This window comes from Pseudomonas migulae NBRC 103157, assembly GCF_002091715.1.
Classification (GTDB): domain Bacteria; phylum Pseudomonadota; class Gammaproteobacteria; order Pseudomonadales; family Pseudomonadaceae; genus Aquipseudomonas; species Aquipseudomonas migulae_A.
Map to the genome: position 1 here is coordinate 274,596 of NZ_BDAG01000001.1, position 25,693 is coordinate 300,288.

The 25,693-nt window shown below is 59.4% G+C and carries 24 protein-coding genes; 11 read left to right on the plus strand and 13 right to left on the minus strand.

The genetic code is table 11. The annotated features are described in order from the left end of the window. Positions 1 to 8: 8 nt before the first annotated feature. Genes PMI01S_RS01335 through folE2 form a run of 3 tightly spaced genes read right to left on the minus strand, consistent with a single transcriptional unit; the run spans position 9 to position 2,436 of the window. A complete protein-coding gene (locus PMI01S_RS01335) occupies positions 9 to 875 on the minus strand; it encodes a metal ABC transporter permease (RefSeq protein ID WP_084317671.1) in 867 nt (288 codons plus the stop codon). Beyond that, positions 875 to 1,543: a metal ABC transporter ATP-binding protein gene (locus PMI01S_RS01340; protein WP_084317672.1), complete on the minus strand. Its 669-nt coding sequence runs from the start codon at positions 1,541 to 1,543 to the stop codon at positions 875 to 877. The genes PMI01S_RS01335 and PMI01S_RS01340 overlap by 1 nt, the downstream gene beginning before the upstream one ends. Continuing rightward, positions 1,540 to 2,436, minus strand: a complete 897-nt coding sequence (gene folE2, locus PMI01S_RS01345) for a GTP cyclohydrolase FolE2 (protein ID WP_084317673.1) — start codon at positions 2,434 to 2,436, stop codon at positions 1,540 to 1,542. The genes PMI01S_RS01340 and folE2 overlap by 4 nt, the downstream gene beginning before the upstream one ends. 85 nt (positions 2,437 to 2,521) lie before the next feature. Here folE2 and PMI01S_RS01350 point away from each other — a divergent pair, with 85 nt between their 5' ends. After that, positions 2,522 to 3,718 (plus strand): N-acetylmuramoyl-L-alanine amidase, encoded by a 1,197-nt coding sequence (locus PMI01S_RS01350; protein ID WP_084317674.1) that lies wholly within the window; start codon positions 2,522 to 2,524, stop codon positions 3,716 to 3,718. Here PMI01S_RS01350 and PMI01S_RS01355 read toward each other — a convergent pair. Further along, entirely contained in the window at positions 3,715 to 4,092 is a 378-nt protein-coding gene (locus PMI01S_RS01355; RefSeq protein ID WP_084317675.1) for a glutamine synthetase, read from the minus strand. The two genes, PMI01S_RS01350 and PMI01S_RS01355, sit on opposite strands and share 4 nt — an antisense overlap. Before the next feature lie 143 nt (positions 4,093 to 4,235). On the opposite strand from PMI01S_RS01355, the gene zigA reads away from it, so the two are divergent. Further along, positions 4,236 to 5,444, plus strand: a complete 1,209-nt coding sequence (gene zigA, locus PMI01S_RS01360; RefSeq protein ID WP_084317676.1) for a zinc metallochaperone GTPase ZigA — start codon at positions 4,236 to 4,238, stop codon at positions 5,442 to 5,444. Continuing rightward, positions 5,444 to 6,094, plus strand: a complete 651-nt coding sequence (locus PMI01S_RS01365) for a DUF1826 domain-containing protein (protein WP_084317677.1) — start codon at positions 5,444 to 5,446, stop codon at positions 6,092 to 6,094. The genes zigA and PMI01S_RS01365 overlap by 1 nt, the downstream gene beginning before the upstream one ends. 4 nt (positions 6,095 to 6,098) lie before the next feature. Here PMI01S_RS01365 and PMI01S_RS01370 read toward each other — a convergent pair whose 3' ends face one another. Then, positions 6,099 to 6,455: an NADH:ubiquinone oxidoreductase gene (locus tag PMI01S_RS01370; RefSeq protein ID WP_084317678.1), complete on the minus strand. Its 357-nt coding sequence runs from the start codon at positions 6,453 to 6,455 to the stop codon at positions 6,099 to 6,101. A gap of 27 nt (positions 6,456 to 6,482) precedes the next feature. On the opposite strand from PMI01S_RS01370, the gene PMI01S_RS01375 reads away from it, so the two are divergent. Next, positions 6,483 to 7,448 carry a CobW family GTP-binding protein gene (locus PMI01S_RS01375; protein WP_084317679.1) on the plus strand — a complete coding sequence of 322 codons (966 nt, stop codon included), beginning with the start codon at positions 6,483 to 6,485 and terminating at the stop codon, positions 7,446 to 7,448. Positions 7,449 to 7,532: 84 nt separating this feature from the next. On the opposite strand, the gene PMI01S_RS01380 is transcribed toward PMI01S_RS01375, so the two are convergent. Then, positions 7,533 to 7,946 carry a DUF3301 domain-containing protein gene (locus tag PMI01S_RS01380; RefSeq protein ID WP_084317680.1) on the minus strand — a complete coding sequence of 138 codons (414 nt, stop codon included), beginning with the start codon at positions 7,944 to 7,946 and terminating at the stop codon, positions 7,533 to 7,535. 118 nt (positions 7,947 to 8,064) lie between these two features. Between PMI01S_RS01380 and pdxY the strand changes: the two genes are divergently transcribed. Next, the gene (gene pdxY / locus PMI01S_RS01385; RefSeq protein WP_084317681.1) at positions 8,065 to 8,937 is read left to right on the plus strand and encodes a pyridoxal kinase PdxY; all 873 of its coding nucleotides are present in this window, start codon (positions 8,065 to 8,067) and stop codon (positions 8,935 to 8,937) included. 312 nt (positions 8,938 to 9,249) lie between these two features. On the opposite strand, the gene PMI01S_RS01390 is transcribed toward pdxY, so the two are convergent. After that, a complete protein-coding gene (locus PMI01S_RS01390; RefSeq protein WP_010465381.1) occupies positions 9,250 to 9,732 on the minus strand; it encodes an acyl-CoA thioesterase in 483 nt (160 codons plus the stop codon). Positions 9,733 to 10,017: 285 nt separating this feature from the next. Between PMI01S_RS01390 and PMI01S_RS01395 the strand changes: the two genes are divergently transcribed. Next, entirely contained in the window at positions 10,018 to 11,781 is a 1,764-nt protein-coding gene (locus PMI01S_RS01395) for a cation:proton antiporter (RefSeq protein ID WP_084317682.1), read from the plus strand. Positions 11,782 to 11,802: 21 nt separating this feature from the next. Here PMI01S_RS01395 and PMI01S_RS01400 read toward each other — a convergent pair whose 3' ends face one another. The 4 genes from PMI01S_RS01400 to uvrD form a co-directional block, all read right to left on the minus strand. Next, positions 11,803 to 12,210, minus strand: coding sequence for an SMI1/KNR4 family protein (locus PMI01S_RS01400; RefSeq protein ID WP_008073570.1), 408 nt, complete (start codon positions 12,208 to 12,210; stop codon positions 11,803 to 11,805). Positions 12,211 to 12,345: 135 nt separating this feature from the next. After that, positions 12,346 to 13,218, minus strand: a complete 873-nt coding sequence (locus PMI01S_RS01405) for a Tim44 domain-containing protein (protein ID WP_017341591.1) — start codon at positions 13,216 to 13,218, stop codon at positions 12,346 to 12,348. A 179-nt stretch (positions 13,219 to 13,397) separates the two neighbouring features. Next, a complete protein-coding gene (locus PMI01S_RS01410; protein WP_007934436.1) occupies positions 13,398 to 13,838 on the minus strand; it encodes an EamA family transporter in 441 nt (146 codons plus the stop codon). Positions 13,839 to 13,980: 142 nt separating this feature from the next. Further along, the gene (gene uvrD / locus PMI01S_RS01415; RefSeq protein ID WP_084317683.1) at positions 13,981 to 16,164 is read right to left on the minus strand and encodes a DNA helicase II; all 2,184 of its coding nucleotides are present in this window, start codon (positions 16,162 to 16,164) and stop codon (positions 13,981 to 13,983) included. Between the two features lie 258 nt (positions 16,165 to 16,422). On the opposite strand from uvrD, the gene PMI01S_RS01420 reads away from it, so the two are divergent. Beyond that, on the plus strand, positions 16,423 to 19,317 hold the full coding sequence (locus PMI01S_RS01420; protein ID WP_084317684.1) for an EAL domain-containing protein: 2,895 nt from the start codon (positions 16,423 to 16,425) through the stop codon (positions 19,315 to 19,317). A 24-nt stretch (positions 19,318 to 19,341) separates the two neighbouring features. Here PMI01S_RS01420 and PMI01S_RS01425 read toward each other — a convergent pair whose 3' ends face one another. After that, positions 19,342 to 19,656, minus strand: a complete 315-nt coding sequence (locus PMI01S_RS01425; protein ID WP_084317685.1) for a hypothetical protein — start codon at positions 19,654 to 19,656, stop codon at positions 19,342 to 19,344. Positions 19,657 to 20,010: 354 nt separating this feature from the next. On the opposite strand from PMI01S_RS01425, the gene hexR reads away from it, so the two are divergent. After that, positions 20,011 to 20,877 (plus strand): transcriptional regulator HexR, encoded by an 867-nt coding sequence (gene hexR / locus PMI01S_RS01430; protein WP_008027445.1) that lies wholly within the window; start codon positions 20,011 to 20,013, stop codon positions 20,875 to 20,877. A 221-nt stretch (positions 20,878 to 21,098) separates the two neighbouring features. Beyond that, positions 21,099 to 21,308, plus strand: a complete 210-nt coding sequence (locus PMI01S_RS01435) for a PA3496 family putative envelope integrity protein (RefSeq protein ID WP_017341588.1) — start codon at positions 21,099 to 21,101, stop codon at positions 21,306 to 21,308. On the opposite strand, the gene PMI01S_RS01440 is transcribed toward PMI01S_RS01435, so the two are convergent. Further along, positions 21,250 to 22,212 carry a LysR family transcriptional regulator gene (locus PMI01S_RS01440; RefSeq protein WP_084317686.1) on the minus strand — a complete coding sequence of 321 codons (963 nt, stop codon included), beginning with the start codon at positions 22,210 to 22,212 and terminating at the stop codon, positions 21,250 to 21,252. The genes PMI01S_RS01435 and PMI01S_RS01440 overlap by 59 nt on opposite strands. A gap of 190 nt (positions 22,213 to 22,402) precedes the next feature. On the opposite strand from PMI01S_RS01440, the gene PMI01S_RS01445 reads away from it, so the two are divergent. Continuing rightward, positions 22,403 to 23,818, plus strand: coding sequence for an acetyl-CoA carboxylase biotin carboxylase subunit (locus PMI01S_RS01445; protein WP_084317687.1), 1,416 nt, complete (start codon positions 22,403 to 22,405; stop codon positions 23,816 to 23,818). 11 nt (positions 23,819 to 23,829) lie between these two features. Next, a complete protein-coding gene (oadA, locus tag PMI01S_RS01450) occupies positions 23,830 to 25,638 on the plus strand; it encodes a sodium-extruding oxaloacetate decarboxylase subunit alpha (protein ID WP_084317688.1) in 1,809 nt (602 codons plus the stop codon). The last annotated feature ends 55 nt before the right edge of the window (positions 25,639 to 25,693 follow it).

Below are 25,693 nucleotides of genomic sequence, written 5' to 3' on the forward strand. Positions count from 1 at the left end.
GCAACACCTCATTGGGATGTGAGCAAAGGCGGGCGGCGCAGCAAACCGTGCACCGGTCCGAACACCACGGACAGCAGATACATACCGCCAGCCACCAGCACGATGGCCGGGCCGCTGGGCAGTGAGTAGTAGAACGACAGCAATAATCCCAGCCACACCGAAAGGCAGCCGAGCAGCGCGGCGATGCCCATCAGCACGGGCAAGCGCCGGCTCCAGAATCGTGATGCAGCGGCGGGCAACATCATCAGGCCGACGACCATCAGCGCGCCGATGGCTTGGAAACCGATGACCAGATTCAGTACCACCAGTGTCAGAAACACGCCGTGGGCCAAGGGACCGAGCCGGCTGACGGTTTGCAGAAAGAGAGGGTCGAGGGTGTCCAGTAGCAGCGGCTTGTAGATGAGCGCCATGGCGATAAGGCTGAACCCTGAGACCCACAACATGCCGGTCAACGTGGGGCCATCGACTGCCAACGCCGAGCCAAAGAGCAGGTGCAGCAGGTCAAGACGTTTGCCGGCGATGCCGAGGATCAGCACACCGCTGGCGAGGGAAATCGGGTAGATCGCGGCGAGGCTCGCGTCTTCTCGCAGCCCGGTGCGACGGGTGATCCACGCGGCGAGGCCGGCCATGCTCAGACCTGCACCGAGGCCACCGAGGGTCAGCGCTGGCAGATTCAGTCCGGCGAACCAGAAGCCAAGCGCAGCGCCGGGCAAGATGCCGTGTGCGACCGCATCGCCGATCAGGCTCATGCGCCGCAGGATCAGAAACACCCCGAGCGGTGCCGTGCTGCATGCCAAAACCAATCCACCGAGCAGTGCCCGGCGCATGAACACGAACTCGTGGAAGGGTTGCCAAAGTTGAGTGGCGACGAGCATCAGGCCACCTGCGTTTGGGGTTGTTGGCGGATCAGGTCGACGCTTGGGCCGAGGACGCAACCGCTGCTTTTGATCAACAGCGTTTGAGGAATGTGTAGGCGAACGGCGGCCAGGTCGTGGCACACGACGACCAGGGTTCGGCCTTCGGCGTGCCAGGCGTGGATGTGTTTCCACAGCAGTGACTGACCGAGTTCGTCGAGGGCGGCGTGGGGTTCGTCGAGTAACAGCAAGGGGGCTTCGGCGAGGCTTAAACGAGCGAGCAGGGCGCGCTGCAATTCACCTCCGGAGAGGGCCATCAACGGGCGCTGTTCCAGGCCGGTCAGGCACCATTTTTCCAGCACAGCTTTAAGACGTTGGTTTCGGACTTCGGGTGATTGTTTGCTGCCCCAGAAACCGGCGGCCACCAACTCTTGCAGACTGATGGGGAATTGCCGATCGAGGTGTTGTTGCTGGGGGAGGAATGAGAGTGAACCTTTGCGTGGAACATCAAGGATGACTTTGCCGGTCAGTGGTTTTTGCAGGCCGGCGATGACTTTCAGCAGGCTGCTTTTTCCCGAGCCGTTGGCACCGATGACGGCGGTCAGGCTGCCCTTGGGCAATTCGAAATCCACAGGCGGTGTCAGCGGTTGTCCGGGTGCTCCCCAGCGCAAAGCCTCGCAGCGAATCATGCGGCCTCCCAGTTCCAGCGACTTTCGGCGACAGCATCGTGGGCGTGCAGGCTTTCTGCGTGGACGACTTTCAGGTGAAAGGCGTTGATGCCGGGCGATCGTTTCAACGCCAGATTCAAGCGTCGAACGGCGTCTTCACAGAACATCAGGTTTTGGCCATTAGCCAGGGCGAAGGCTTGTTCGTCAGCGCGCTTTACGGCGGTTTGCACGGCGGTGCCCAAGGCTGCTTCGGCATCGTTGATCAGCGCAATCAGTGGCAGGTCATCCAGATAGTCGTCGAGACGAAGCTTCAGCTGCGCATTGCTGCGCTGGCTATGAGGTGTCGCGACGATGCCTTTTGTGGAGCCAAGCCAAGCTAAAACGTCGGCGTGTTGCAGTGACTTATTGGCAAAGTCATCGACGAACTGCTGTTGAATCAACTGTCGAGACAGCGCGGCTGAGCACGGACAGGTCGAGGAATAGGAGATGTCGATTTTTAGTTCCACGTGGAACATCGCGTTTTTCAAACGCGCTTCAATGCTGACTGGATAGCTTTTCCAACCGGACAAAGGACTGATGAGCGCCGGCCGTTTGAGCAGTAAATCAGCGTGAATGTTCAGGTAAGCGTTATTGGACAGACCTTCATGCGTATCGAGAAATTGCTGCAATACACGCCTTAACAGGGCAGGTGTCAGGTTTTCCTGCTCGAGCATTTCCAGCGCCAGGTACAGCCGCGACATGTGAATGCCCCGCGCTTCTCCATCGTCGAGGCTCACGCCCGCGTCGGCCTTTGCGCTCAATCGTTGGCCATCAAACAAAACTGGAAGAGCAATGCCGCACATGCCCACCCATTCAAGTGGCAGAGCTTGGCGTGAGGCCTGCGCGGCGATATCCGGCAGAGTCAGCGCATTCATGAGCAGGTCCATCGTGGAAGTCGGATCGACATGTTATGTTATTACATTAAAATCGACTACGCCTTTTTCACGAGCCGCTTTCACCATGCACAGACGTCACTTGCTCAACCTGATCCTGGCCAGCGCGGCCTTCGCATTACCCTTCGGTGTTGGTGCCACGCAAATTAGCAACGCGCGGCTTTGGCGCTCGGATGACAAACTGCGCCTGGTGTTCGATCTGAGCGGGCCGGTTCGCTACAAGACTTTTTCCCTGAGCGCGCCCGAGCGGTTGATCATCGATCTGAGCGGCGCCAACCTCAGTGGTGACTTCAGTCAATTGGCCCTCGGCGATACGGTCATTCGTTCGATCCGCTCCGGACATTTTGGTATGGGCGATACGCGGATCGTCCTCGACCTCAGCGGCCCGGTGCAGCTCAACAGCTTTCTGTTGCCGCCGCAGGACGGGCAAGGCCATCGGCTGGTGCTCGATCTGAAGACAGCAGCGCCGCTGCACATCGCCGCTGCGCCTGCGGTAGCTGTCGACAAGGCTCACCCCAAGCGGGACATCATCGTGGTGGTCGACCCCGGCCATGGCGGCAAAGACCCTGGCGCGGTCGGTGCCAAAGGTGAACGCGAGAAAGACGTGGTGCTGTCCATCGCACAACTGTTGGCCAAACGGCTGAAGCGCGAGAAGGGCTTCGACGTAAAACTGGTGCGCAATGACGACTTCTTCGTCCCGCTGCGCAAGCGCGTGGAGATCGCCCGCAAACACAACGCCGACATGTTCATCTCAGTGCATGCCGATGCGGCGCCGAGGCTCACCGCTTCGGGGGCGTCGGTGTATTGCTTGTCTGAAGGTGGCGCGACGTCGGCCACAGCGCGCTTCATGGCACAGCGGGAGAACGGCGCGGACCTGTTGGGAGCCTCCCGCCTGCTCAACCTCAAGGACAAGGACCCGATGCTCGCCGGGGTGATTCTCGACATGTCGATGAACGCCACCCTCGCCGCGAGTTTGCAGTTGGGCAGCACAGTGCTCGGCAGTCTTGCGGGCATCACCACGTTGCATCAGAAGCGGGTGGAGCAGGCCGGCTTTGCAGTGCTGAAGTCGCCGGACGTGCCGTCGATCCTGGTGGAAACCGGCTTCATTTCAAATGCTCGCGACAGTCAGCGGCTGGTCACGACGCGGCATCAGCAGGCCGTGGCAGACGGTTTGTTCGAAGGATTACAGCGCTACTTTCAGAAGAATCCGCCGGTTAACAGTTACCTCGCCTGGCAACTGGAACAGAAAAAAGCTCAGGTCTAGCACCCGGTGATCCTGCTGCAGGTGAACGTTGCACTGCTGCCTCCCGAGCTGGAAAACCGGTTGATGGTGGTCCAGCCAACCCGACGGTTGTAGCCCACCCAGGCCTCACCGTCGGAAGCGATGCCGGTGAAAAACGTCAGTTGTCCGTAGCGGCTGTTGGTCTGCGCCCAATAGCGTTTTCCCGCCCGTTCGAAGCCCCGCAAATAGATCGTGTTGCCGACGGTGTTGACGCTGTAGGCATTGCCGTCGGCATCCACGCAGGACAGCAGGTTGGCGCTTCGGGTGCATTGGGCCAGGCTAGGGATTTGCGCCCGGGTGTTTACGGCGAGCAGCAGCGAAACGCTCATCAGCGTTAGTTTCAGGGCAGTGCGCATGGGATTTCTCACGAATCGAACGGGCTCCAGCATCATGCCCTTTGTGATGATGGGCAATAGGAGAGTGGCTTGATTGCATTGTTATACTATAACATTGAATTAAGCCCGACACTGTGACCGGGCATCCCCGTGAGGAACTCCTGATGCCCCATCGTCTCCCCGTGACCGTCCTGTCGGGCTTTCTCGGCGCCGGCAAAAGCACACTGCTTAACCATGTACTGCGTAACCGTGAAAACCTGCGAGTCGCGGTGATCGTCAACGACATGAGCGAGATCAACATCGATGGCAGCGAAGTTCAGCGTGATGTCACCCTGAACCGCGCCGAAGAAAAACTCGTGGAAATGAGCAACGGCTGCATCTGCTGCACCTTGCGCGAAGACCTGCTTGAAGAAGTCAGCAAACTCGCCAGGGACGGCCGCTTCGATTATTTGCTGATCGAATCCACCGGCATCTCCGAACCGCTGCCTGTGGCGGAAACCTTCACTTTCCGTGACGAAGAAGGGCAGAGCCTGGCCGACATCGCACGGCTCGACACCATGGTCACTGTGGTCGACGGTATGAATTTCCTGCTCGACTATCAGGCCGCCGAAAGCCTCGCTTCTCGTGGCGAAACCCTCGGCGAGGAGGACGAGCGCTCGATCACTGACTTGTTGATCGAGCAGATCGAATTCGCCGACGTGATCCTGATCAGCAAGATCGACTTGATCAGTGGCCGCGAGCGTCAGGAGCTGATCGCAATCCTCGAACGATTGAACTCACAAGCCGACATCATCCCGATGGTCATGGGTGAAATTCCCCTGGAGAAAATCCTCAACACCGGTCGCTTCGACTTCGAGAAAGCTGCGCAGGCGCCCGGCTGGTTGCAGGAGATGCGCGGCGAGCACATTCCGGAAACCGAGGAGTACGGCATCGCCTCCACGGCCTATCGAGCACGCAGACCTTTCCATCCGCAGCGCTTCTTCAGCTTCATCGACCGGCCATGGGTGAACGGCAAACTGCTGCGCTCCAAAGGGTTTTTCTGGCTGGCGAGCAAGCCGATGGACGCGGGCAGTTGGTCTCAGGCGGGCGGTTTGATGCGCCATGGCTTTGCCGGACGCTGGTGGCGTTTCGTGCCGAAAGCCCAATGGCCGCAGGACGAAGAAAGCACCGCCGCGATCATGGAAAACTGGACAGCCACCACCGGTGATTGCCGCCAGGAACTGGTGTTCATCGGCCAGAACATTGACTTCACCCGACTCACCGCAGAGCTGGACGATTGCCTGCTGACCGATGATGAAATGGTCTCTGGCATCGAGGGCTGGCGATTGTTGCCTGATCCGTTCGGTCCTTGGCATGAAGAGGAAGCGGCGTGATGTTGGAGCCGACCTTGAAGTTTCGACCGGTCATGTCTCAGGTTCAGGACGATACGCCGCAAACCCTCGCCCGAATTCTCGATGACGACGTGAACCTCGCCATCTGGCAGCGCCAACTTCCGGTGCATATCGCCGATTTCGGCAGCCTGTTGCTGTCCTTGAACCAGCCGTTGGCCGAGTCGTTGTCGCTGGAAATCGCTGACGAAAACACTGAACCCAACCTCCATGGATTGGCCTCGGGCTTCAGTGATCTCGAGGGCTTTGAAGGTTTCATCGCCGACGTTTCCTGGCTGGTCAGCGCCTTCGCCTGCCTGCTCGGTGCCAAGCGTATTGGCGTGCGTTTGCGGGGGCTGGATAAAGCCATGTGCCCGCGCTTTCACGTCGATCATGTACCGGTGCGCTTGATTACCACGTACGCCGGTGTTGGCAGTCAGTGGCTGAAAGAGGGGGTGATGGATCGTCGCCGGTTGAGCCAGCCCGACGCCGAACCCACGGACAATTCGCTGATTCAGCAAGTCGGCAGTGGCGCTGTCGCCTTGCTCAAGGGCGAGAAGTGGCACGGCAACGAAGGTTTTGGCCTGATTCACCGCTCGCCGCCGCTCGGGCCGGGCGAGCGGCGTTTGATTCTGACCCTCGATTGGCTGGGTTAGCGGCTCATGGCTTGAGCCAGTTGCCCTGGTTCTGGCCTTCGCAAAACGGCTTCAGGTACGCCGCGTCGGTGGCCACGCCGTAATAGTGAATATCTTGCCGGTAAGGCATATTGGCGACTTGAGCATTGCTGCAAACACCGAATGCGCCGCCGGGGCATTGATCGACGTATTGCACCTCGACTTTCTGGCCAGGAAGGTTGGGCTGACAGAAGCCATCGGCAAAGAGTTTTTCCGGGATGTTTCGGTTCTGCTGACAGACTTTCACGTCCAGTCGCTCAGCCGTGCTATGTACCACGCAAGCCTGGGCCAGCGCTTCGCCGCAAACCAAAGCCAAGAGCAACGCCCAGCCGATCAACCGCATCCTTTTCCTCCTCAGAAAACACCGACCATGTTGCAGAACATTCCCACTCACGTCATTGCCGGCCCATTGGGCGCAGGCAAGACCAGTTTGATCAAGCACCTGCTGGCCCAGCGGCCGGCGAATGAGCGTTGGGCGGTGCTGATCAACGAGTTCGGCCAGATCGGCATCGATGCTGCGTTGCTGACCCGGGACGCCGATGGTATCGCACTGGGTGAAGTGGCCGGGGGCTGTTTGTGTTGCGTCAATGGTGCGCCGTTCCAGATCGGCCTCGGGCGTTTGCTGCGCAAGGCACGGCCGGATCGGTTGTTTATCGAACCGTCAGGGCTCGGCCATCCTGCGCAGTTGCTCAAGCAGCTGAATGAGGCGCCGTGGGTCGGCGTGCTGGCGGTTCAGCCCTGCGTGATGGTGCTGGACGCCCAGGCGCTCGCTGCAGGCAAACCGCTGCCGGTGACGCAGCAGGAGGCGTTGAGCGGCGCAGGGTTGTTGCTGTTGAACAAGTCTGAAAATCTCGAGGAGGGTGATCGACAGCGAGTCGTCGCGCAGTTGCCATTACGTCCGTTTTACTGGACGCAGCAGGCCATCCTTCCTTTGGAAGCGTTACCAGGTCTTGAGGTGCAGGCGGTGGCGGGTGTGGATAACTTCATCGCACCCCAAGGAGTGGCGCAGTTGCCGGCAGTCTGGGCCGACCCCGCGTTGCCGATTTGCCTGAGCCAGGAACAGGACGACGGCTGGAGCATCGGCTGGCGCTGGCATCCGAGCCAGACGTTCGATTCAGCGCGCGTTGGCCAGTGGCTCGAAAGCCTTGCATGGCGGCGGGCGAAGCTGGTTATCCACAGCGGCGAGGGTTGGGTTTCGGCGAATGCCTTGGATAACTCGACGCTCGATTGGCAGCCCAGCGAGTGGCGCCGGGATTCGCGGATCGAACTGATTTTTTCTGAGCCGCAGGATATTGAGTCGCTACAAAGAGGTTTGGCCGACTGTCGGGCGAATTAAAGATCAAAAGATCGCAGCCTGCGGCAGCTCCTACAGGATTTTGTATTTCCATGTAGGAGCTGCCGCAGGCTGCGATCTTTTGATTTATGGGCGCCACTTGGTGTGTTCTTGCCGCCACTGACTAAGCTCAATCACTTCTGCACGCGGTTTCACCACGTCGACCACCGAAGGCGTGTCGTCGAAGGGCATGGGGTAGGGGGCCAGTTCGATCTGCGCGCTGTGGGCACCGAATTGGGTGATGGTGCCGTTGTGGCGTGTTTCGCCGGTCACCGTGAACTCGAAGTTGTACACACGGGCCAGACGTCGCCGGCCATTGGCATCCTTGATGAAAGCAATTTTTTTCAGCGCCACGTTGCCATCAAGCAACTCGATCCCGAGATTGCTGCAATGCTGCTTGACCCGCTCCAGCGCGCGCTCGCGCAAGCCATGGTTGTGCCACAGCCAAGCGCCGGCGGTGGCGAGCAACATCAGCACGAAGATATTTCCGAGGGTCAGCATCAACAGGGTGCTCCAACAAGATAGTGCCAGCTTAACTGCGTCGCCGGTCTGTCGTACAGGCTGCGTTTAGTCGCATACTGCGCGGCTCGAATTTCAATCGTTTTACGGAACTCACCGCATGAAACGTACGCCCCATCTGCTCGCCATTCAGTCCCACGTGGTGTTCGGCCACGCTGGCAACAGCGCCGCGGTTTTCCCGATGCAGCGGGTCGGGGTGAATGTCTGGCCGCTCAACACCGTACAGTTCTCCAACCACACTCAATACGGGCAGTGGGCGGGTGAGGTGCTGACGCCACACCAGATTCCTGAATTGGTCGAAGGCATTGCGGCGATTGGCGAGTTGGGCAATTGCGATGCCGTGTTGTCCGGTTACCTCGGCAGTGCGGCCCAAGGCCGGGCGATTCTGACGGGCGTGGCGCGGATCAAGTCGATGAATCCCAAGGCGCTGTATCTGTGCGACCCGGTGATGGGCCATCCGGAGAAGGGCTGCAGTGTGCCGGCCGAAGTCAGCGATTTCCTGCTGGAAGAGGCAGCTGCCATGGCGGACTTCATGTGCCCGAACCAGCTGGAGCTGGACAGCTTCTCGGGACGCAAGCCGCAGTCGCTGTTCGATTGCCTGGCCATGGCGCGGGCGTTGCTGGCGCGCGGCCCGAAAGCGGTGCTGGTCAAGCATCTGGCCTATCCCGGCAAACCGGAGGATGCGTTTGAGATGTTGCTGGTGACGGGCGAAGGCAGCTGGCACTTGAGACGGCCAATGTTGGCGTTTCCACGTCAGCCAGTGGGTGTAGGCGACCTGACGTCCGGGCTGTTTCTGGCTCGCATCCTGTTGGGCGATAGCTTGGTGGCGGCGTTCGAGTTTGCGGCGTCGGCCGTGCATGAGGTGCTGCTTGAGACCCAGGCGTGCGCCAGCTATGAACTGGAGTTGGTGCGGGCACAGGACCGGATTGCGCATCCGCGGGTGCGGTTTGAAGCGACCGCGATCAGTCTCTGAGTTCGGCGTTGAACCCATTCGCGAGCAAGCCCGCTCCCACACTGATTCTTCAGTGAACACAAAATTTGTGTCCGACAAAGATCAAGTGTGGGAGCGGGCTTGCTCGCGAAAGCTATCTGAAGAACACCATCAAACGCTCTGACCAGCTCAGGCGTCGCCCTTGATCTCCTGATAACGCTTTTCCAGTTCCTGACGAATCTCCCACACTGATTCTTCAGTGAACACAAAATTTGTGTCCGACAAAGATCAAGTGTGGGAGCGGGCTTGCTCGCGAAAGCTATCTGAAGAACACCATCAAACGCTCTGACCAGCTCAGGCGTCGCCCTTGATCTCCTGATAACGCTTTTCCAGTTCCTGACGAATCTGACGACGCTGCTGGGCCTGCATGAAACGGCGTTTGTCCTCGCTGTTCTGCGGTTGCAACGGCGGCACTGCGGCCGGTTTGCGATCGTCGTCCACTGCCACCATGGTGAAGAAACAGCTGTTGGTGTGGCGCACCGAGCGCTCGCGGATGTTTTCGGTCACCACCTTGATGCCCACCTCCATGGAGGTGTTGCCGGTGTAATTGACCGACGCCAGGAAGGTCACCAGTTCGCCGACATGAATCGGTTCGCGAAAAATCACCTGATCCACCGACAAGGTCACCACGTAGCGGCCGGCATAACGGCTGGCGCAGGCGTAGGCGACTTCGTCGAGGTACTTGAGCAACGTGCCGCCGTGAACATTGCCAGAGAAGTTGGCCATGTCGGGGGTCATCAATACCGTCATCGACAGCTGGGCGTTTCCGGGTTCCATAGCGTTCTCACGGTTCAAGGCAAATTTCGGAGGAGTGCACCTCTGCGGGTGCCTGTTCGGTTTTTTCAAACCACAGTTATCGGGACGCCGGGCGGGTGGTCGCCGTCACGCGGAATCGATCTGTTTCCATATATTGCACCGCCTTTCTGCCGGAAGTCGCGGTGTTACCCTTCAAAAGCCCCCCCCAAGGGCAATTCCTACGCGGAAAGCGGATTTTTTACTTTGTTCGATCAGAACTTTCCCGCGTCTGGCGATTGAGCAATGTCATCCAAGGAGCCACACACCATGCATGCCATCAGTTTTATTCAGGATCTGGCAGTGATCATGTTGGTCGCGGGTGTGGTGACCGTGCTGTTTCATCGCTTCAAACAACCGGTGGTCCTGGGCTATATCGTGGCCGGCTTCATCATCGGCCCGCACACGCCGCCGTTCGGCCTGATTCACGACGAAGAAACCATCAAGACCCTCGCTGAACTCGGGGTGATTTTCCTGATGTTCTGCCTTGGCCTGGAGTTCAGCCTGCGCAAGCTGTTCAAGGTCGGCGCCACGGCGTTTATCGCGGCGTTCCTGGAAATCGTGCTGATGATCTGGATCGGCTATGAAATCGGTCGCTGGTTCGATTGGAACACCATGGACTCGCTGTTCCTCGGCGCGATCCTGGCGATCTCCTCGACCACCATCATCGTCAAGGCACTCAATGACCTGAAGATGAAGAACGAGCGCTTTGCGCAGCTGATCTTCGGTGTGCTGATCGTCGAGGACATTCTCGGCATCGGCATCATTGCCTTGCTATCGAGCATCGCGGTCAGCGGCACGGTCAGTTCCGGTGAAGTGTTCTCCACGGTCGGCAAGCTGTCGTTGTTCATGATCGTTGCGCTGGTGATCGGGATTCTGCTGGTGCCGCGACTGCTGGCTTATGTGGCCAGGTTCGAAAGCAACGAGATGCTGTTGATCACCGTGCTGGGCCTGTGTTTCGGCTTCTGCCTGCTGGTGGTGAAGCTCGAATACAGCATGGTGCTTGGCGCGTTCCTGATCGGCGCGATCATGGCCGAGTCCCGCCAACTTCTTAAGATTGAACGCTTGATCGAGCCAGTTCGCGACCTGTTCAGTGCAATCTTCTTCGTCGCCATCGGGCTGATGCTCGATCCGATGATTTTGCTGCAATACGCGTGGCCGATTGCGGTGATCACGGTGGCTGTGGTGCTAGGAAAGATGTTGTCCTGCGGTCTAGGCGCCTTTATCGCCGGCAATGACGGACGCACCTCACTGCGCGTGGGGATGGGACTTTCACAGATTGGCGAATTTTCTTTCATCATTGCGGCGCTGGGTATGACCCTGCAGGTCACCAGTAACTTCCTCTATCCGGTCGCCGTGGCGGTGTCGGTGATTACCACGCTGCTGACGCCTTATCTGATCCGCGCCGCTGACCCGCTGTCGATCAAACTGGCCAGCGTGATGCCGCAGCGGCTGGGCCGCGTGCTGGGGATGTACGGCGAATGGCTGCGCAGCATTCAGCCTCAGGGCGAAGGCGCGCTGCTGGCGTCGATGATTCGGCGAATTCTGTTACAAGTGGGCGTCAACCTGGCACTGGTGATTGCGATCTTCTTCTCGGGTGCTTATTTCGCCGAGCGAATGTCTGCTTACCTGCAAGACTGGATCAGCGATCCGAGTTGGCAGAAAGCGTTGGTCTGGGGCGGGGCGTTGCTGTTGTCGCTACCGTTCCTGATCGCGGCCTATCGCAAGCTCAAGGCGCTGTCGATGCTATTGGCGGAGATGGGCGTGAAACCGGAGATGGCCGGCCGCCACACGCAGCGAGTGCGGCGGGTGATCGCCGAAGTGATCCCGATCCTCTCGCTGCTGGTGATCTTCCTGCTGTTGGCGGCCTTGTCGGCCAGTATTCTGCCGACCAACAAATTGCTGGTGCTGATTGTCGTGGTCGCGGCCGCCGTGGCGGCGTTGCTCTGGCGCTGGTTTATCCGCGTGCACACGCGGATGCAGGTGGCCTTGCTGGAAACCCTGGACAACCACAAGGAATCGTCCGGGCATTGACCACGCGGCGCGTCAGACGGATCAGCTCTCCAGCCAGACGTCCCGCGCCCAGTGCCACACCGATTCCCAGGTTTCTTCGGCAAGCAGTTCTTCTTCGGCCAGCCACAGCACCACAGTGCCGTCTTCTTCGACCAGGTAGTAATTGTCGCCGTCCTGGCAGATTGGAATCATGCTGCGGTCGACGCCAGCATCCCATGCGTTGGCGGCAACGTCCGGCAGGTAGGTGTGGGACTGCGGGTCGGTGACAGTCACCGGCTCCAGGCTGCCGTAGACGACGTCGCTGACGGTCAGCAAAAACTCTCTGAAGACAAAGGGAATGTCGATGAACAGTTGTTCCTCGATTTCCACGATCTGGTCTTCGTCAGGCAATTCCAAGGGGACCGGTACCGGTTCGTTGGCTTCACGCAGTTGTTCGATGATTTCTTCCACGTCCGGGATCCTCTTGCTTGATGGCGCGGTTTAGTTGGGGCGGTTTATACAGTAGCTCGCTATAGATGCAACCGCGAAATAGAAAACCCCGGCAGAGGCCGGGGTTTTGTTGCGACACATTTAACGCGGGTCGGTTCAGCCGTTCTGGCGGATACCGGCAACCAGCCAAGGCTGGTTTTCGCCCTGTGGACGTTCCATGTTCCAGCTTTCGCTGAACACTTCGCCCTGGTCGAAACGCGAGGTTTTCGACACACCGCTGAAGGTCAGGGTGGCAATGGTCTTGTCGGCACGATCATCGACGCCGTCCAGTTGAACATTGAGGTTATCAATGTAGGTGGACTGGAAACCTTCACCCAGATCGGCACGTTCGCGCTTGAGGAACTCGAGCAGTTGCGGGGTCACGAACTCGGCGATCTTGTCCATTTCGTTGGCGTCCCAGTGCTGCTGCAGGGACTGGAAGTGGTTGCGGGCCGCTTCAATGAAGTTCTTTTCATTGAACCAGGCTGGCGCATTGATGACCGGACGAGCGGCAACCGGAGCGGCCGAACCACCGAAGATCGAACCCATGCCGGCTGGCTTCTGCTCGAACACTTCACGCTGCATCGGTGCGCCAGCCGGAGCCAGGTGCTCCTGCTGCTTGCGACGACGAGCGGCGATGAAACGGAAGACCAGGAAGGCGATGACCGCCATGATCAGGATGTCGAAGATCTGCATGCCCTGGAAGCCGCCGCCCATGAACATGGAGGCCAGCAGGCCACCGGCAGCGATGCCGGCCAGAGGGCCGAGCCAGCGCGAAGCTCCGCCGGCCTTGGCGGCAGCGCCCGCGGCACCCGCCGCGCCCGCAGTGGCAGCAGCGCCACCTGCAGCAGAAGAAGGAGCCATTTGGCTGGTCTGGTGAGTCGGCGCAGCGCCGGAGCTCTTGCCGCCACCAAAGCGCTTGGCGTTGGCGTCGAGGCTCATCGTCAGGCCGATGCACAACGCCATGGCGATGCTAAGAAAACGTTTCATAAAGGGAATTCCCATTTGTGGATGGCACGCGCGCCATGTTGCACAGCTGAAGTGTTACTGGCTAGCGGCAGAGTGTTTCGGGCTTTTGCCTGACAGGTTGCGTTCAGCTTCAGTCAGCGCAATAAGGCCTGTTAACTTTGGTCTGTAGGATGAATGGATAAGTTCTGTAGGAAAGGTGTCTAGCGTCGCAGCGCCAGCATCACGACACCGGCCGTGATCAGGCCGATCCCGCCCCATTGGCGCAGATCAAGTTTTTCACCCAGCAAGATCACGCCGAGCACCGCCACCAGCACAACGCTGAGTTTGTCCACCGGAGCGACCAGCGAGGCCGGCCCCAGTTTCAGTGCGCGGAAATAACAAATCCACGAAGCGCCTGTGGCCAGTCCCGACAACAGCAGGAACAGATAGCTCCTGGCCGAGATCGATCCTAATGACTGATATTGGCCCGTGGCGTACAAAATCAAGGCCAGGCTGACCAGCACCACTACTGTACGCAGCAGGGTAGCGAAATCGGAATTGACGTTTTCGATGCCGATCTTGGCGAAGATAGCGGTCATTGCCGCGAAAGCGGCTGACATCAGGGCCCAGAATGTCCAGGAAGAAAAGAAGCCTGAGCCCATAGGTCGTTTCCTTGCAGATCAGCCAACCCTAACCTTGTGGGAGCGGGCTTGCTCGCGAAAGCGATGGGTCAGTTAACGTTGATGTCGACTGGCACATCGCTTTCGCGAGCAAGCCCGCTCCCACATTGGACCTCTGTGGTCCTTAGATCGCTTCCAGTTTCGCGTAACCCAGCATCAGCCATTTGCTGCCTTCGCTGAAGTTCACCTGCACCCGCGCCTGAGCCCCGGCGCCTTCGAAGTTCAGGATCACGCCATCGCCGAACACCGAGTGCCGAACGGCTTGGCCGAGGCTGAAACCGGTGTCGGGGATCTCGCTGCCACCAAACAGGCTGCTGGAGCTCTGCTGCTGACCGCCGCCAAACGGACGACTGACGCTGTTGGACAGCCGCACTTCCTGGATCAGGCCTTTCGGCACTTCACGTACGAAACGCGACACTTTGTTGTAGGTCTCGCTGCCATACAGGCGTCGGGTTTCAGCATAGGTCATCACCAGATTCTGCATGGCGCGGGTGATACCGACATAGGCCAAACGCCGTTCCTCTTCAAGACGTCCCGGCTCTTCCAGGCTCATTTTGTGCGGGAACAGCCCTTCTTCCATGCCCACCAGGAACACGTAAGGGAATTCCAGGCCCTTGGCGCTGTGCAAGGTCATCAACTGAATGCTGTCTTCGTGCTCATCGGCCTGAGTATCGCCAGCCTCCAGCGACGCGTGGCCGAGGAATGCCGCGAGTGGCGTCAGGTCTTCATCCTCTTCCGAGTTTTCGAAGTTGCGTGCGGCGCTGACCAGCTCCTCAAGGTTTTCTACCCGTGCCTGGCCTTTCTCGCCTTTTTCCGCTTCGTGATAGGCAATCAGCCCGGACTGCTCGATGACGGTCTGGGTCATCAGGTGCAGTGGCATTTCCATGCACTTGGCGGCGAGGTTCTCGATCAGCTCGATAAACGCCCCAAGCGCGCCAGCGGCACGGCCGGTCAGCCCTTTATTGGCGACCAGCAGGCGCATCGCTTCCCACATCGACACATCGCTGTGGCGCGCATGGTCGCGAATCGCTTCAACGGTTTTCTCGCCGATGCCGCGGGCCGGAACGTTGATCACCCGCTCCAGCGCTGCATCGTTGCCGCGGCCTTCCAGCAAACGCAGGTAAGCCATGGCGTTCTTGATTTCTGCCCGTTCGAAGAAGCGCTGACCGCCATAGATGCGGTACGGAATGCGCTCGCGCAGCAACGCTTCTTCCAAAACGCGCGATTGGGCGTTCGAACGGTACAAAATCGCGATATCGCTGCGAGCCAAGCCGGTTTTCAGCGCGCTTTCGATGGTTTCCACCACATAACGTGCTTCGTCGTGTTCGTTGAACGCGGCGTACAGGTTGATCGCTTCCCCTTCGCCGCCATCGGTCCACAGCTCTTTGCCCATGCGCCCGGTGTTGTTGGCAATCAGGGCGTTGGCGGCCTTGAGGATACCGGCAGTGGAGCGGTAGTTCTGCTCCAGGCGGATGGTCTCGGCGTCCGGGAAATCGTCGGAGTACTGATAGATGTTCTCGATTTTCGCGCCGCGCCAGCCGTAGATCGACTGATCGTCGTCGCCGACCACCATCAGGCTGTCGCCGCCCTTGGCCAGCAGTCGCAGCCAGGCGTACTGCACGGCGTTGGTGTCCTGGAACTCGTCCACCAGAATGTGACGGAAGCGCTTCTGATAGTGCGCCAGCAAACCCGGGTGATCGCGCCACAGGTCGAGGGCTCGCAGCAGCAGTTCGGAGAAGTCGATGACGCTGGCGCGCAGGCACGCGGCCTCATAGGCTTCATAAATGCTGCGCATCGTGGCCAGGAACAGATCGCCGCTGGCTTGAATATGTTGCGGGCGCAGACCTTCGTCTTTCTGCCCGTTGATGAACCACTGGGCCTGACGGGCCGGCCAGCGTTGCTCGTCCAGGCCCAGTTCGCGGATCACTCGCTTGACCAGTCGTTGCTGGTCGTCGCTGTCGAGAATCTGGAAGGTCTGGCTCAGGCCGGCTTCCTGCCAGTGCGCCCGCAGCAAGCGGTGCGCCAGGCCGTGGAAGGTGCCAACCCACATGCCGGCCGGGTTGATGCCCATCAGCTGCTCGATGCGATGACGCATCTCGGCAGCGGCCTTGTTGGTGAAGGTCACCGACAGGATGGAGTGGGGCGAGGCGTTTTCGACCTGGATCAACCAGGCGATACGGTGCACCAGCACTCGGGTTTTACCGGAACCAGCACCGGCCAGGACCAACTGACGACCCACGGAGGCAGCTACGGCCTGGCGTTGGGCATCGTTGAGGGAGTTCAGCAGAAGGGAGAGATCATCGCGCATCGGGGCATTCTAGGGGGCCGCGTCACACCGGGCAAACCCCGCTTTGCTTTAGCCGATGAAAGATACGCGCAGGACGACCGGTCGGTCACTGGCTGCAAGCATTGGCGGGGCTCGCTTCCAGCGTTTTCGGGGGGCAAAGGGCCTCCGTGCTTTTGTTGAATTTATGATCTGGAGCAGTTTGGTAAGGGCATTGGCTTGTGTATGCTCCGTTCACGTTTCGGGCTCATGCTCATCATTATAAGAACAAGAACATTGCCTATGACCCTCAGCTCCGACCTGTCGGGCCCCACTGTGGAGCCCCGGGTTATCCGCAAACAGTACGCCATGGAAATGGCGGTCGAGCGCACGCGCCTGCTTTACCAGGGCTCGCTGCTGCCTACGCTGTTCATGCTGATCAATGGCCTGGTGTGTGCGGGATTGCTGTGGAGTCCGCAGCGCTACTTCCTGGTCAGCGTCTGGCTGGTGTGGTTGTTGTCGTTGGTGGCGTTGCGGGTGATCCAGGTCGCCGCTTTCGATTCGGCCATTCCCAATCGTCAGGCGCATCCGATCTGGCGTCGCATGTTTTTGCTGGGCTCGGCCATGACTGGCCTGACCCTCGCTGGCGCGGGCATCGCCCTGGTGCCTGCCGACAATTTCATCCAGCAAGCCTGGGTGTTCGGCCTGATCGGCGCGGCAGCGCTCTCGGCCAGCGTGGCCTACGCCGTCAGTCTGCCGGCCTTTCTATCCTTTACCTTGCCTTGTCTGTTGCCGGCCATCGCCTATTTATTCTGGGGCGGCGACCAGCAGGAACAGGGCTGGGGCTGGTTCGGGCTGATCTTGTTGGGGGCGTTGAGCGTGGTGGCCTGGCAGGTCAATCGGCTGATTGATCGCGGGTTGCTGCGACGTTTCCAGAATCAGGCACTGATCGAACACCTGCAGCAGACCCAAAGCCGTAGCGAACAGCTGAATCACGAACTGGCCAGGGAAATCGACCAGCGCCGTCGCGCCGAAGACGAGTTGCGCGAAATTCAGATCGGGCTTGAAAGCCGCGTCGCCCAGCGCAGCCTGGAACTGGACGCCGCCAACCAGGCCTTGAGCAAAAGTGAAGCGCGCCTGGCGCTGGCCTTGCAGGCCAGTGAGCTGGGGCTATGGGACTGGAACCTGCAAACCGACGAAGTCCATCACACCCATATCCAGGAATTGTTCGGCCTGGAGCCGGAGTTCGTGACGGCCATGTTGCGTCACCTCAAGCCGCGCCTGCACCCCGAGGATTTACCATCGCTGAAGCGCGCGCTGGTCGAGCATTTGAAGGGGCGCAGCGAGGACTATCAGATTGAATACCGCGTGCGCCATGGCGATGGTCATTGGGTCTGGATCGAAGACCGCGGCCGAGCGGTTGAGCGTAGCGAAAGCGGCCGGGTGATCCGCATGGTCGGCACCCGCCGTGACATCAGTGCCAGCAAGAGCCTGGAAGCGCAGCAGCAATTGGCCGCGACGGTGTTCGAGGCGGCCAGCGAAGGCATCATGATTTTCGATCCGAATTACGCGCTCATCGCGGTCAACCAGGCGTTCAGCCGCTTGACGGGCTATGACACCGACGACATGCTCGGACGCAATGTGGTGGAGTTGCCATGCAGTCGCGACGCCCGTCGCCACTACGGGGCGATTCATCAGGCGCTGGAGCAACACGGCAGTTGGCAGGGCGAACTGGTGGAAACCCGCAAGAACGGCGAACTGTATCCGCAATGGCTGCAACTCAATACCGTGCGCGATGCGCGGGGGAATGTCAGCCATATCGTCGGTTTCTTCGCCGATCTCTCGGCGCGGCGCGAATCCGAAGAGCGCATGCGTTACCTGACTCACTACGACGAACTGACGGGGCTGGCCAATCGTTCGTTGTTCCGCGAGCGCTTGCGCGAGGCCCATCAGCGCGTGCGCCAGGGCGGGCGTAGTCTGGCGTTGTTGCACATCAACCTGGACCGCTTCAAGTTACTCAACGACAGCCTTGGCCATGAAATTGCTGACCAGCTGTTGCAGAAGATGGCTCGGCGCCTGGTCAATGCGTTGCCGGAAGCAGACACCATTGCGCGATTGTCCGGCGATGAGTTCGCGGTGCTGTTCGATACTTACGGCAGCCTCTCAAGCCTGGCGCGAGTGGCAACGCGCCTATCGACCAAATTGCGTGTGCCGGTGACCGTCGACGGGCATGAGCTGGTCGTCAGCGCCTCCATGGGCATCAGCATGTTGCCGGATAACGCCCGGGAAATTTCCGCGCTGGTGAGCCAGTCGAACATGGCGATGCAACATGCCAAACACCTGGGCGGCAACAACTTCCAGTTCTACACCGACAGCCTGCAAGCCAGCACGCTCGAGCGCTTGCAGCTGGAAAACCAGCTGCGTAAAGCCATTGAAGAGAAGCAGCTGAAGGTGTTTTACCAACCGAAACTCTGCCTCGCCACGGGCCGGCTGAATGCCGCCGAGGCTTTGGTGCGCTGGGATCACCCCACCATGGGCAGCGTGCCGCCAGGAGACTTTATCGGCCTGGCCGAAGAAACCGGACTGATCGGCCCGATCGGCGAGTTCGTTTTGCGTCAGGCGTGCTGGCAGGCCTGTGAATGGCAGCGTCAGGGGCTGGAACCGATTCGGGTGTCGGTCAATTTGTCGGTGCATCAGTTGCGACAGGGCAAGCTGGTCAGCCTGGTGCGCCAAGTGTTGGAGGAAACCGGCCTGGCGCCGCACTACCTCGAACTGGAGCTCACGGAAAGCCAGTTGCTGGACAGCGTCGAACACATCATCGCGACCTTCCAGCAGTTGCGTGATCTGGGTGTGAAGCTGGCCATCGACGATTTTGGCACCGGGTATTCGTCCCTGAGCTACCTCAAGCGTATTCCGGTGGATTACGTGAAGATCGATCAGGCGTTTATCCGCGGTCTGGGAGAGGGGAGCGTGGATGCGGCGATTACCCGGGCGATCATTGCGATGGCTCACGGGTTGTCATTGAAGGTTGTGGCTGAAGGTGTGGAGCGGTCGGAGCAGCTTGAGTTCTTGAAGGTTGAACGCTGTGATGAAGTGCAGGGCTATCTGATCAGTCGCCCGATAGAAGCGGGTGGGTTGGCGGACCTTTTGCGAGCGCAGCCCGCCCACGTCGCACAATCAGACCTTCCCCCCACGTGAAGTGACGGGAAGGCGTTTACAGGCTTAGTGTGTAATCAGGACATCATCGATGTGGTGAATCTGTTCACCTTTATAGAAGATGCTCACGCCGGAAACATTAGAATTGCCCAGTGCTTTGTATTCGACAACTTTATCCGTTTCAACGGGCAGCGAAACGTCGTTGGAAGTTTCAAGAAGCAACTCCAGTCGCAGATCCAAGGACTTGTCCTGAATATCGGTCATCACCAGTTTAGGGGTGATGCCTGTGTGTGCGACGGTTACAGTGCCGAAGGCGCGGAAAGAAGCTGCGCCGGGCATGCGGTCAATTTGTGCGGTCCAGTTTTTGGTTTTAATGCTCATGGTGTGGAACTCCTTTAATTAAGTTTGATTGCTTCCTGCACGATTAAAGTAACGAGGAGAAGTTGTTTTTGGAAGAGGCTTGTTAGTTGCATTTGTAAGTTCAAGTGTTTCATTTGTTTGTTCTTATAACAACTAAGCTCCGGGAACTTCGATCAGGTCGTTCCGGGGTGGTTGTCAGCTTCAAGGGGGAGGCTTCGGTTGCGCTGAAGCGCTGACAATGAGTGCTACATGGAGCGCGCACGCCTGAAAACGAGGGATTCGGTTACGCATTGAGCAGGCAAAAAGCCGATTCATGTAGTATAACTACAAACTTGCTACATCCCCGGCGCCTGCCAATAACAAAGAGTCCAGACCTTGAATCTGCTGCAACACATCGCCCAGTCACGCCACCTGTTACGCAAGTCGGAGCTGAAGGTCGCCGACCACGTGCTGCTTGATCCAGCGGCGGTGATGCACAGTTCCATGGCCGACCTGGCCCACAGCGTAGGCATCAGCGAGCCGACCATCGTACGGTTCTGCCGCGCCATTGGTTGTTCAGGGTTTCAGGATCTGAAACTGAAGCTGGCGCAGAGCCTCGCGGCCGGTGCGAGCTTCGGCCAGTTTGCAATCCATGAAGACGATTCGGTCGCCGACTACAGCCTGAAAATTTTCGACACCACCTTGCACACCCTGATGGAAGTTCGCGAGAAGCTCGATCCGGTGGAGTTGCAGCGTGCGGTGTCGCTCATGTCCCAGGCTCAGCGTGTCGAGTTCTACGGTTTTGGTGCCTCAGGTGCCGTGGCTGCGGATGCCCAGCACAAGTTCTTCCGTTTGCTGCTGACAGCGGCGGCGTATTCCGACCCGCACATGCAGGCGATGTCGGCGGTCACGTTGAAGCCCACCGACGTGGCGATCTGCATTTCCCAGTCCGGGCGTTCCAAAGACCTGTTGATCACCGCGAACCTGGTGCGCGAAAGCGGCGCCTCGCTGATCACCTTGTGCCCGAGCCAGACGCCATTGGCCGAACTGTCGACCGTCAACCTGGCGATCGACGTGCACGAAGACACCGAAATCTATACGCCGTTGACCTCGCGCATCGCCCATCTGGTGGTGATCGACGTGCTGGCGATGGGTGTGGCCATGGCGCGCGGGCCGAGCCTGGTCAACCACCTCAAGAGCGTTAAACGCAGCCTTCGCAGCTTGCGGTTGTCGCCCAAATCGGTGAAAGCCCTCGACGACTGATTTGACCTGACATCGCCGGAAGGTCGTTCCGACCTTTTCGCGAGCAAGCCCGCTCCCACAGGAGACCGCGATCAAATGTGGGAGCGGGCTTGCTCGCGAAGGCGTCCTCAAAAGCGCCACATCTACTCTGCAATATTCACATCGCTGTAACGCGCAAGCCGCCAAACCGTCATCCCCCGCGCCCATCCTGTAACTCCCGTAATCGCCTTGGGAGACTCGAAATGGCCCAGCCCTACGAAGAACGCAACAGCGCCGTCAAAACCCGTCGTCAGCAAGAAGACCAGCGCCGCATGGAATTTCGCCGCGCCATCGAAGATCGCTGCGAGCGCCGCCAGTTGCTGGCAGAGATCGGCGACTTTCCTGATCTGGAACTCAACTACTGGCAGGCTGCGCCCGCAACTTCCCGTCGAAACGCTCAACCAGGGCGCTGATCTGCACCCGTTCGCTGCGGATAAACGCAAGGAATGCGTGGGCCACCGGCGACAGCCGTTTGGCCTTGGCCTGCACCAGGCACCAACTGCGAAACAGCGGCAGCTCTTCGACCGGTAATTCGATCAATCCACCGGTCGCCAACTCCAGGTTCAGGGCGTGGCGCGTCAACAGCGCGACGCCCAGACCCGCCAACACACATTCACGTTGGGCTTCGGCCGATGCCACCTCCTGGGTCTGGTTGAAGTGCACGCGTTTTTCCTTGAAATACTCTTCGCACGCCAGTCGCGTTCCCGAGCCGGGCTCGCGCAGCAGCAGCGTGTAGGGTTCGAGGTCCTGCAGGCGCAGCGGCCCCATGTGGCACAGCGGATGATCCGGTGGCGCCACGGCGACGATCGGGTTGTTGAGGAACGGCAGAAACTCCAGCCCCATGTCCTGAGGCACCATGGACATGATCACCAGGTCATCGCGGTTGTCGGAGAGACGCCGAATCACCTGCCCACGGTTGACCACGGTCAGTTGCAGGTTCACTTCCGGATGCTGGCGTTTGAACGCGGCAAACAGGTGCGGCACGAAATACTTGGCGCTGGATTCCACCGCGAGCTTCAGCTGGCCCTGCAATGAACCCTGCATGTCCGAGAGCTGCATGTCGAGGTTTTCCAGGCGGCCGAAAATGTCCCGGCTGGCGCGTTGCAGGGCTTCGGCGGCCTCCGTCATGTAGAGTTTTTTGCCGACGTAATCGAACAGCGGCTGGCCGATCAGCTCCTCGAGTTGACGAATCTGCAGGCTCACGGCAGGTTGTGTGAGCGACATTTCGTCCGCTGCGCGGCTGTAGGATCGCAAATCACAGACTTCATTGAAGATCTGCAATTGACGCAATGTCATACGCATCAATGACTTACGCATTTTCTACACGCTCTCGAACCAGGCTGACGGTTCAACTATAAGTCTTTACTTATGCCTAACCCAATAATTAATCATTTTTGTTAATCCCTTGCGGGGGCTAGTGTGGGGCTGCGACTAAATCGAAACATTTAGTCACGCGTCGACCTCCTCTAGCAGGTCGTGGGTACCACCGGCTCAAGGGAAATTCCAAGTGATAACAAAGATCCTGATCGCCAACCGTGGTGAGATTGCCGTACGAATCGTGCGTGCCTGCGCCGAAATGGGCATTCGCTCGGTCGCGATCTATTCCGATGCCGACCGTCATGCCTTGCATGTGAAACGCGCGGATGAAGCCCACAGCATCGGTGCCGAGCCACTGGCCGGTTACCTGAATGCGCGCAAGCTGGTGAATCTGGCGGTAGAGACCGGTTGTGATGCGTTGCATCCCGGCTACGGTTTCCTCTCGGAAAACGCTGAGCTGGCAGATATCTGCGCAGAGCGCGGTATCAAGTTCATCGGTCCATCGGCTGAAGTGATTCGCCGCATGGGCGACAAGACTGAAGCCCGTCGCAGCATGATCAAGGCGGGTGTACCCGTCACCCCGGGGACCGAAGGCAACGTCGCGGGCATCGAGGAAGCTCTGGTCGAAGGCGATCGTATCGGTTATCCGGTGATGCTCAAGGCAACTTCCGGTGGTGGTGGCCGCGGTATCCGTCGCTGCGACAGCCGGGAAGAGCTTGAACAAGCATTCCCTCGGGTCATTTCCGAAGCCACCAAGGCTTTTGGTTCTGCGGAAGTGTTCCTGGAAAAATGCATCGTCAATCCGAAACACATCGAAGCGCAGATTCTCGGCGACAGCTTTGGCAACGTGGTGCACCTGTTCGAGCGTGACTGCTCGATTCAGCGCCGCAACCAGAAGCTCATCGAAATCGCCCCGAGCCCGCAACTGACCCCGGAACAGCGCGCCTACATCGGTGACCTGTCGGTGCGTGCGGCCAAGGCGGTGGGTTACGAAAACGCCGGCACCGTGGAGTTCCTGCTCGCCGAGGGCGAGGTGTACTTCATGGAAATGAACACCCGGGTGCAGGTGGAACACACCATCACCGAAGAAATCACCGGCATCGATATTGTGCGCGAGCAGATCCGCATCGCGTCCGGCCTGCCGCTTTCGGTGAAACAGGAAGACATCCAGCACCGCGGTTTTGCGCTGCAGTTCCGGATCAACGCCGAAGACCCGAAGAACAACTTCCTGCCGAGCTTCGGCAAGATCACCCGTTACTACGCGCCCGGCGGCCCCGGCGTGCGCACCGACACAGCGATCTACACCGGCTACACCATTCCGCCTTTCTACGACTCCATGTGCCTGAAGCTGGTGGTGTGGGCGTTGACCTGGGAAGAGGCGATGGACCGTGGCTTGCGCGCCCTCGACGACATGCGTCTGCAGGGGGTCAAGACCACCGCCGCGTACTACCAGGAAATCCTGCGCAATCCGGAATTCCGTAGCGGCCAGTTCAATACCAGCTTCGTTGAAAGCCACCCTGAACTGACCAACTATTCGATCAAGCGCAAACCCGAAGAGCTGGCCCTGGCCATCGCCGCCGCCATCGCCGCCCACGCAGGCCTGTGAGGAATATTCCAATGACCAAGAAAATCCACGTTACCGACACAATCCTGCGCGACGCCCACCAATCGCTGCTCGCCACCCGCATGCGCACCGAAGACATGCTGCCGATCTGCGACAAGCTCGACAAAGTCGGCTACTGGTCGCTGGAGTGCTGGGGCGGCGCGACCTTCGACGCTTGCGTACGTTTCCTGAAAGAAGACCCGTGGGAGCGTCTGCGTCAGCTGCGCGCTGCGCTGCCTAACACGCGCCTGCAAATGCTCTTGCGTGGCCAGAACCTGCTGGGCTACCGCCATTACAGCGACGACGTGGTCAAGGCTTTCGTCGCCAAGGCGGCGGTCAACGGCATCGACGTGTTCCGTATCTTCGATGCGATGAACGACGTGCGTAACCTGCGCGTCGCCATCGAAGCCGTAAAAGCGGCCGGTAAACACGCCCAGGGCACCATCGCGTACACCACCAGCCCGGTGCACACCATCGACGCGTTCGTTGCGCAAGCCAAGCAAATGGAAGCCATGGGTTGCGACTCGGTGGCAATCAAGGACATGGCTGGCCTGCTGACGCCATACGCCACCGGCGAATTGGTCAAGGCGTTGAAATCCGAGCAGTCGCTGCCGGTCTTCATCCACTCCCACGACACCGCTGGCCTGGCCACGATGTGCCAACTCAAGGCCATCGAAAACGGTGCCGATCACATCGACACTGCGATCTCCAGTTTCGCCTCGGGCACCAGTCACCCAGGCACCGAGTCGATGGTTGCCGCCCTGAAAGGCAGCGAGTACGACACCGGCCTGAACCTGGAACTGCTGCAAGAGATCGGCCTGTACTTCTACGCCGTGCGCAAGAAATACCACCAGTTCGAAAGTGAATTCACCGCCGTCGACACCCGCGTGCAAGTCAACCAGGTACCGGGCGGGATGATCTCCAACCTGGCCAACCAGTTGAAAGAGCAGGGCGCCCTGAACCGCATGGCGGAAGTGCTGGCCGAAATCCCGCGGGTTCGTGAAGACCTCGGCTTCCCTCCGCTGGTGACCCCGACCTCGCAAATCGTCGGTACCCAGGCGTTTTTCAACGTGCTGGCCGGCGAGCGCTACAAGACCATCACCAACGAAGTGAAGCTTTACCTGCAAGGCGGCTACGGCAAAGCGCCGGGCACCGTGAACGAAAAACTGCGTCGCCAGGCGATCGGCAGCGAAGACGTGATCGACGTCCGTCCTGCCGACTTGCTCAAGCCGGAAATGACCAAGCTGCGTGCCGAAATCGGCGCCGTGGCCAAGTCTGAAGAAGACGTGCTGACCTACGCCATGTTCCCGGACATCGGCCGCAAATTCCTCGAAGAACGTGCTGCCGGCACGCTGACTCCAGAAGTGCTGCTGCCAATTCCTGAGCCAGGTGGCGTGGCTTCGGCCGGTGGCGAAGGCGTGCCGACCGAGTTCGTTATCGACGTCCACGGTGAAACCTACCGCGTCGACATCACCGGTGTCGGCGTCAAGGCTGAAGGCAAGCGTCACTTCTACCTGTCCATCGACGGCATGCCGGAAGAAGTGGTGTTCGAACCGCTCAACGAATTCGTCAGCGGCGGCAGCAGCAAGCGCAAGCAAGCCACTGCACCGGGCCACGTCAGCACCACCATGCCGGGCAATATCGTCGACGTGCTGGTCAAGGAAGGCGACACCGTCAAAGCCGGCCAGGCCGTGCTGATCACCGAAGCGATGAAGATGGAAACCGAAGTCCAGGCGGCCATCGCCGGCAAGGTCACCGCCATCCACGTAGCCAAGGGTGACCGAGTGAATCCGGGCGAAATCCTGATCGAGATCGAAGGCTGAGTTAACAGCCTCGATATAACGCTTTAAACCTCGGGGGGGCATGTGCTCCCCTTTT

Coding starts and splice junctions, on each gene's coding strand:
- PMI01S_RS01335 (WP_084317671.1), bottom strand. CDS start 875: ATGCTCGTCGCCACTCAACTTTGGCAACCCTTCCACGAGTTCGTGTTC.
- PMI01S_RS01340 (WP_084317672.1), bottom strand. CDS start 1,543: ATGATTCGCTGCGAGGCTTTGCGCTGGGGAGCACCCGGACAACCGCTG.
- folE2 (WP_084317673.1), bottom strand. CDS start 2,436: ATGAATGCGCTGACTCTGCCGGATATCGCCGCGCAGGCCTCACGCCAA.
- PMI01S_RS01350 (WP_084317674.1), top strand. CDS start 2,522: ATGCACAGACGTCACTTGCTCAACCTGATCCTGGCCAGCGCGGCCTTC.
- PMI01S_RS01355 (WP_084317675.1), bottom strand. CDS start 4,092: ATGCGCACTGCCCTGAAACTAACGCTGATGAGCGTTTCGCTGCTGCTC.
- zigA (WP_084317676.1), top strand. CDS start 4,236: ATGCCCCATCGTCTCCCCGTGACCGTCCTGTCGGGCTTTCTCGGCGCC.
- PMI01S_RS01365 (WP_084317677.1), top strand. CDS start 5,444: ATGTTGGAGCCGACCTTGAAGTTTCGACCGGTCATGTCTCAGGTTCAG.
- PMI01S_RS01370 (WP_084317678.1), bottom strand. CDS start 6,455: ATGCGGTTGATCGGCTGGGCGTTGCTCTTGGCTTTGGTTTGCGGCGAA.
- PMI01S_RS01375 (WP_084317679.1), top strand. CDS start 6,483: ATGTTGCAGAACATTCCCACTCACGTCATTGCCGGCCCATTGGGCGCA.
- PMI01S_RS01380 (WP_084317680.1), bottom strand. CDS start 7,946: ATGCTGACCCTCGGAAATATCTTCGTGCTGATGTTGCTCGCCACCGCC.
- pdxY (WP_084317681.1), top strand. CDS start 8,065: ATGAAACGTACGCCCCATCTGCTCGCCATTCAGTCCCACGTGGTGTTC.
- PMI01S_RS01390 (WP_010465381.1), bottom strand. CDS start 9,732: ATGGAACCCGGAAACGCCCAGCTGTCGATGACGGTATTGATGACCCCC.
- PMI01S_RS01395 (WP_084317682.1), top strand. CDS start 10,018: ATGCATGCCATCAGTTTTATTCAGGATCTGGCAGTGATCATGTTGGTC.
- PMI01S_RS01405 (WP_017341591.1), bottom strand. CDS start 13,218: ATGAAACGTTTTCTTAGCATCGCCATGGCGTTGTGCATCGGCCTGACG.
- PMI01S_RS01410 (WP_007934436.1), bottom strand. CDS start 13,838: ATGGGCTCAGGCTTCTTTTCTTCCTGGACATTCTGGGCCCTGATGTCA.
- uvrD (WP_084317683.1), bottom strand. CDS start 16,164: ATGCGCGATGATCTCTCCCTTCTGCTGAACTCCCTCAACGATGCCCAA.
- PMI01S_RS01420 (WP_084317684.1), top strand. CDS start 16,423: ATGACCCTCAGCTCCGACCTGTCGGGCCCCACTGTGGAGCCCCGGGTT.
- PMI01S_RS01425 (WP_084317685.1), bottom strand. CDS start 19,656: ATGAGCATTAAAACCAAAAACTGGACCGCACAAATTGACCGCATGCCC.
- PMI01S_RS01435 (WP_017341588.1), top strand. CDS start 21,099: ATGGCCCAGCCCTACGAAGAACGCAACAGCGCCGTCAAAACCCGTCGT.
- PMI01S_RS01440 (WP_084317686.1), bottom strand. CDS start 22,212: ATGCGTAAGTCATTGATGCGTATGACATTGCGTCAATTGCAGATCTTC.
- oadA (WP_084317688.1), top strand. CDS start 23,830: ATGACCAAGAAAATCCACGTTACCGACACAATCCTGCGCGACGCCCAC.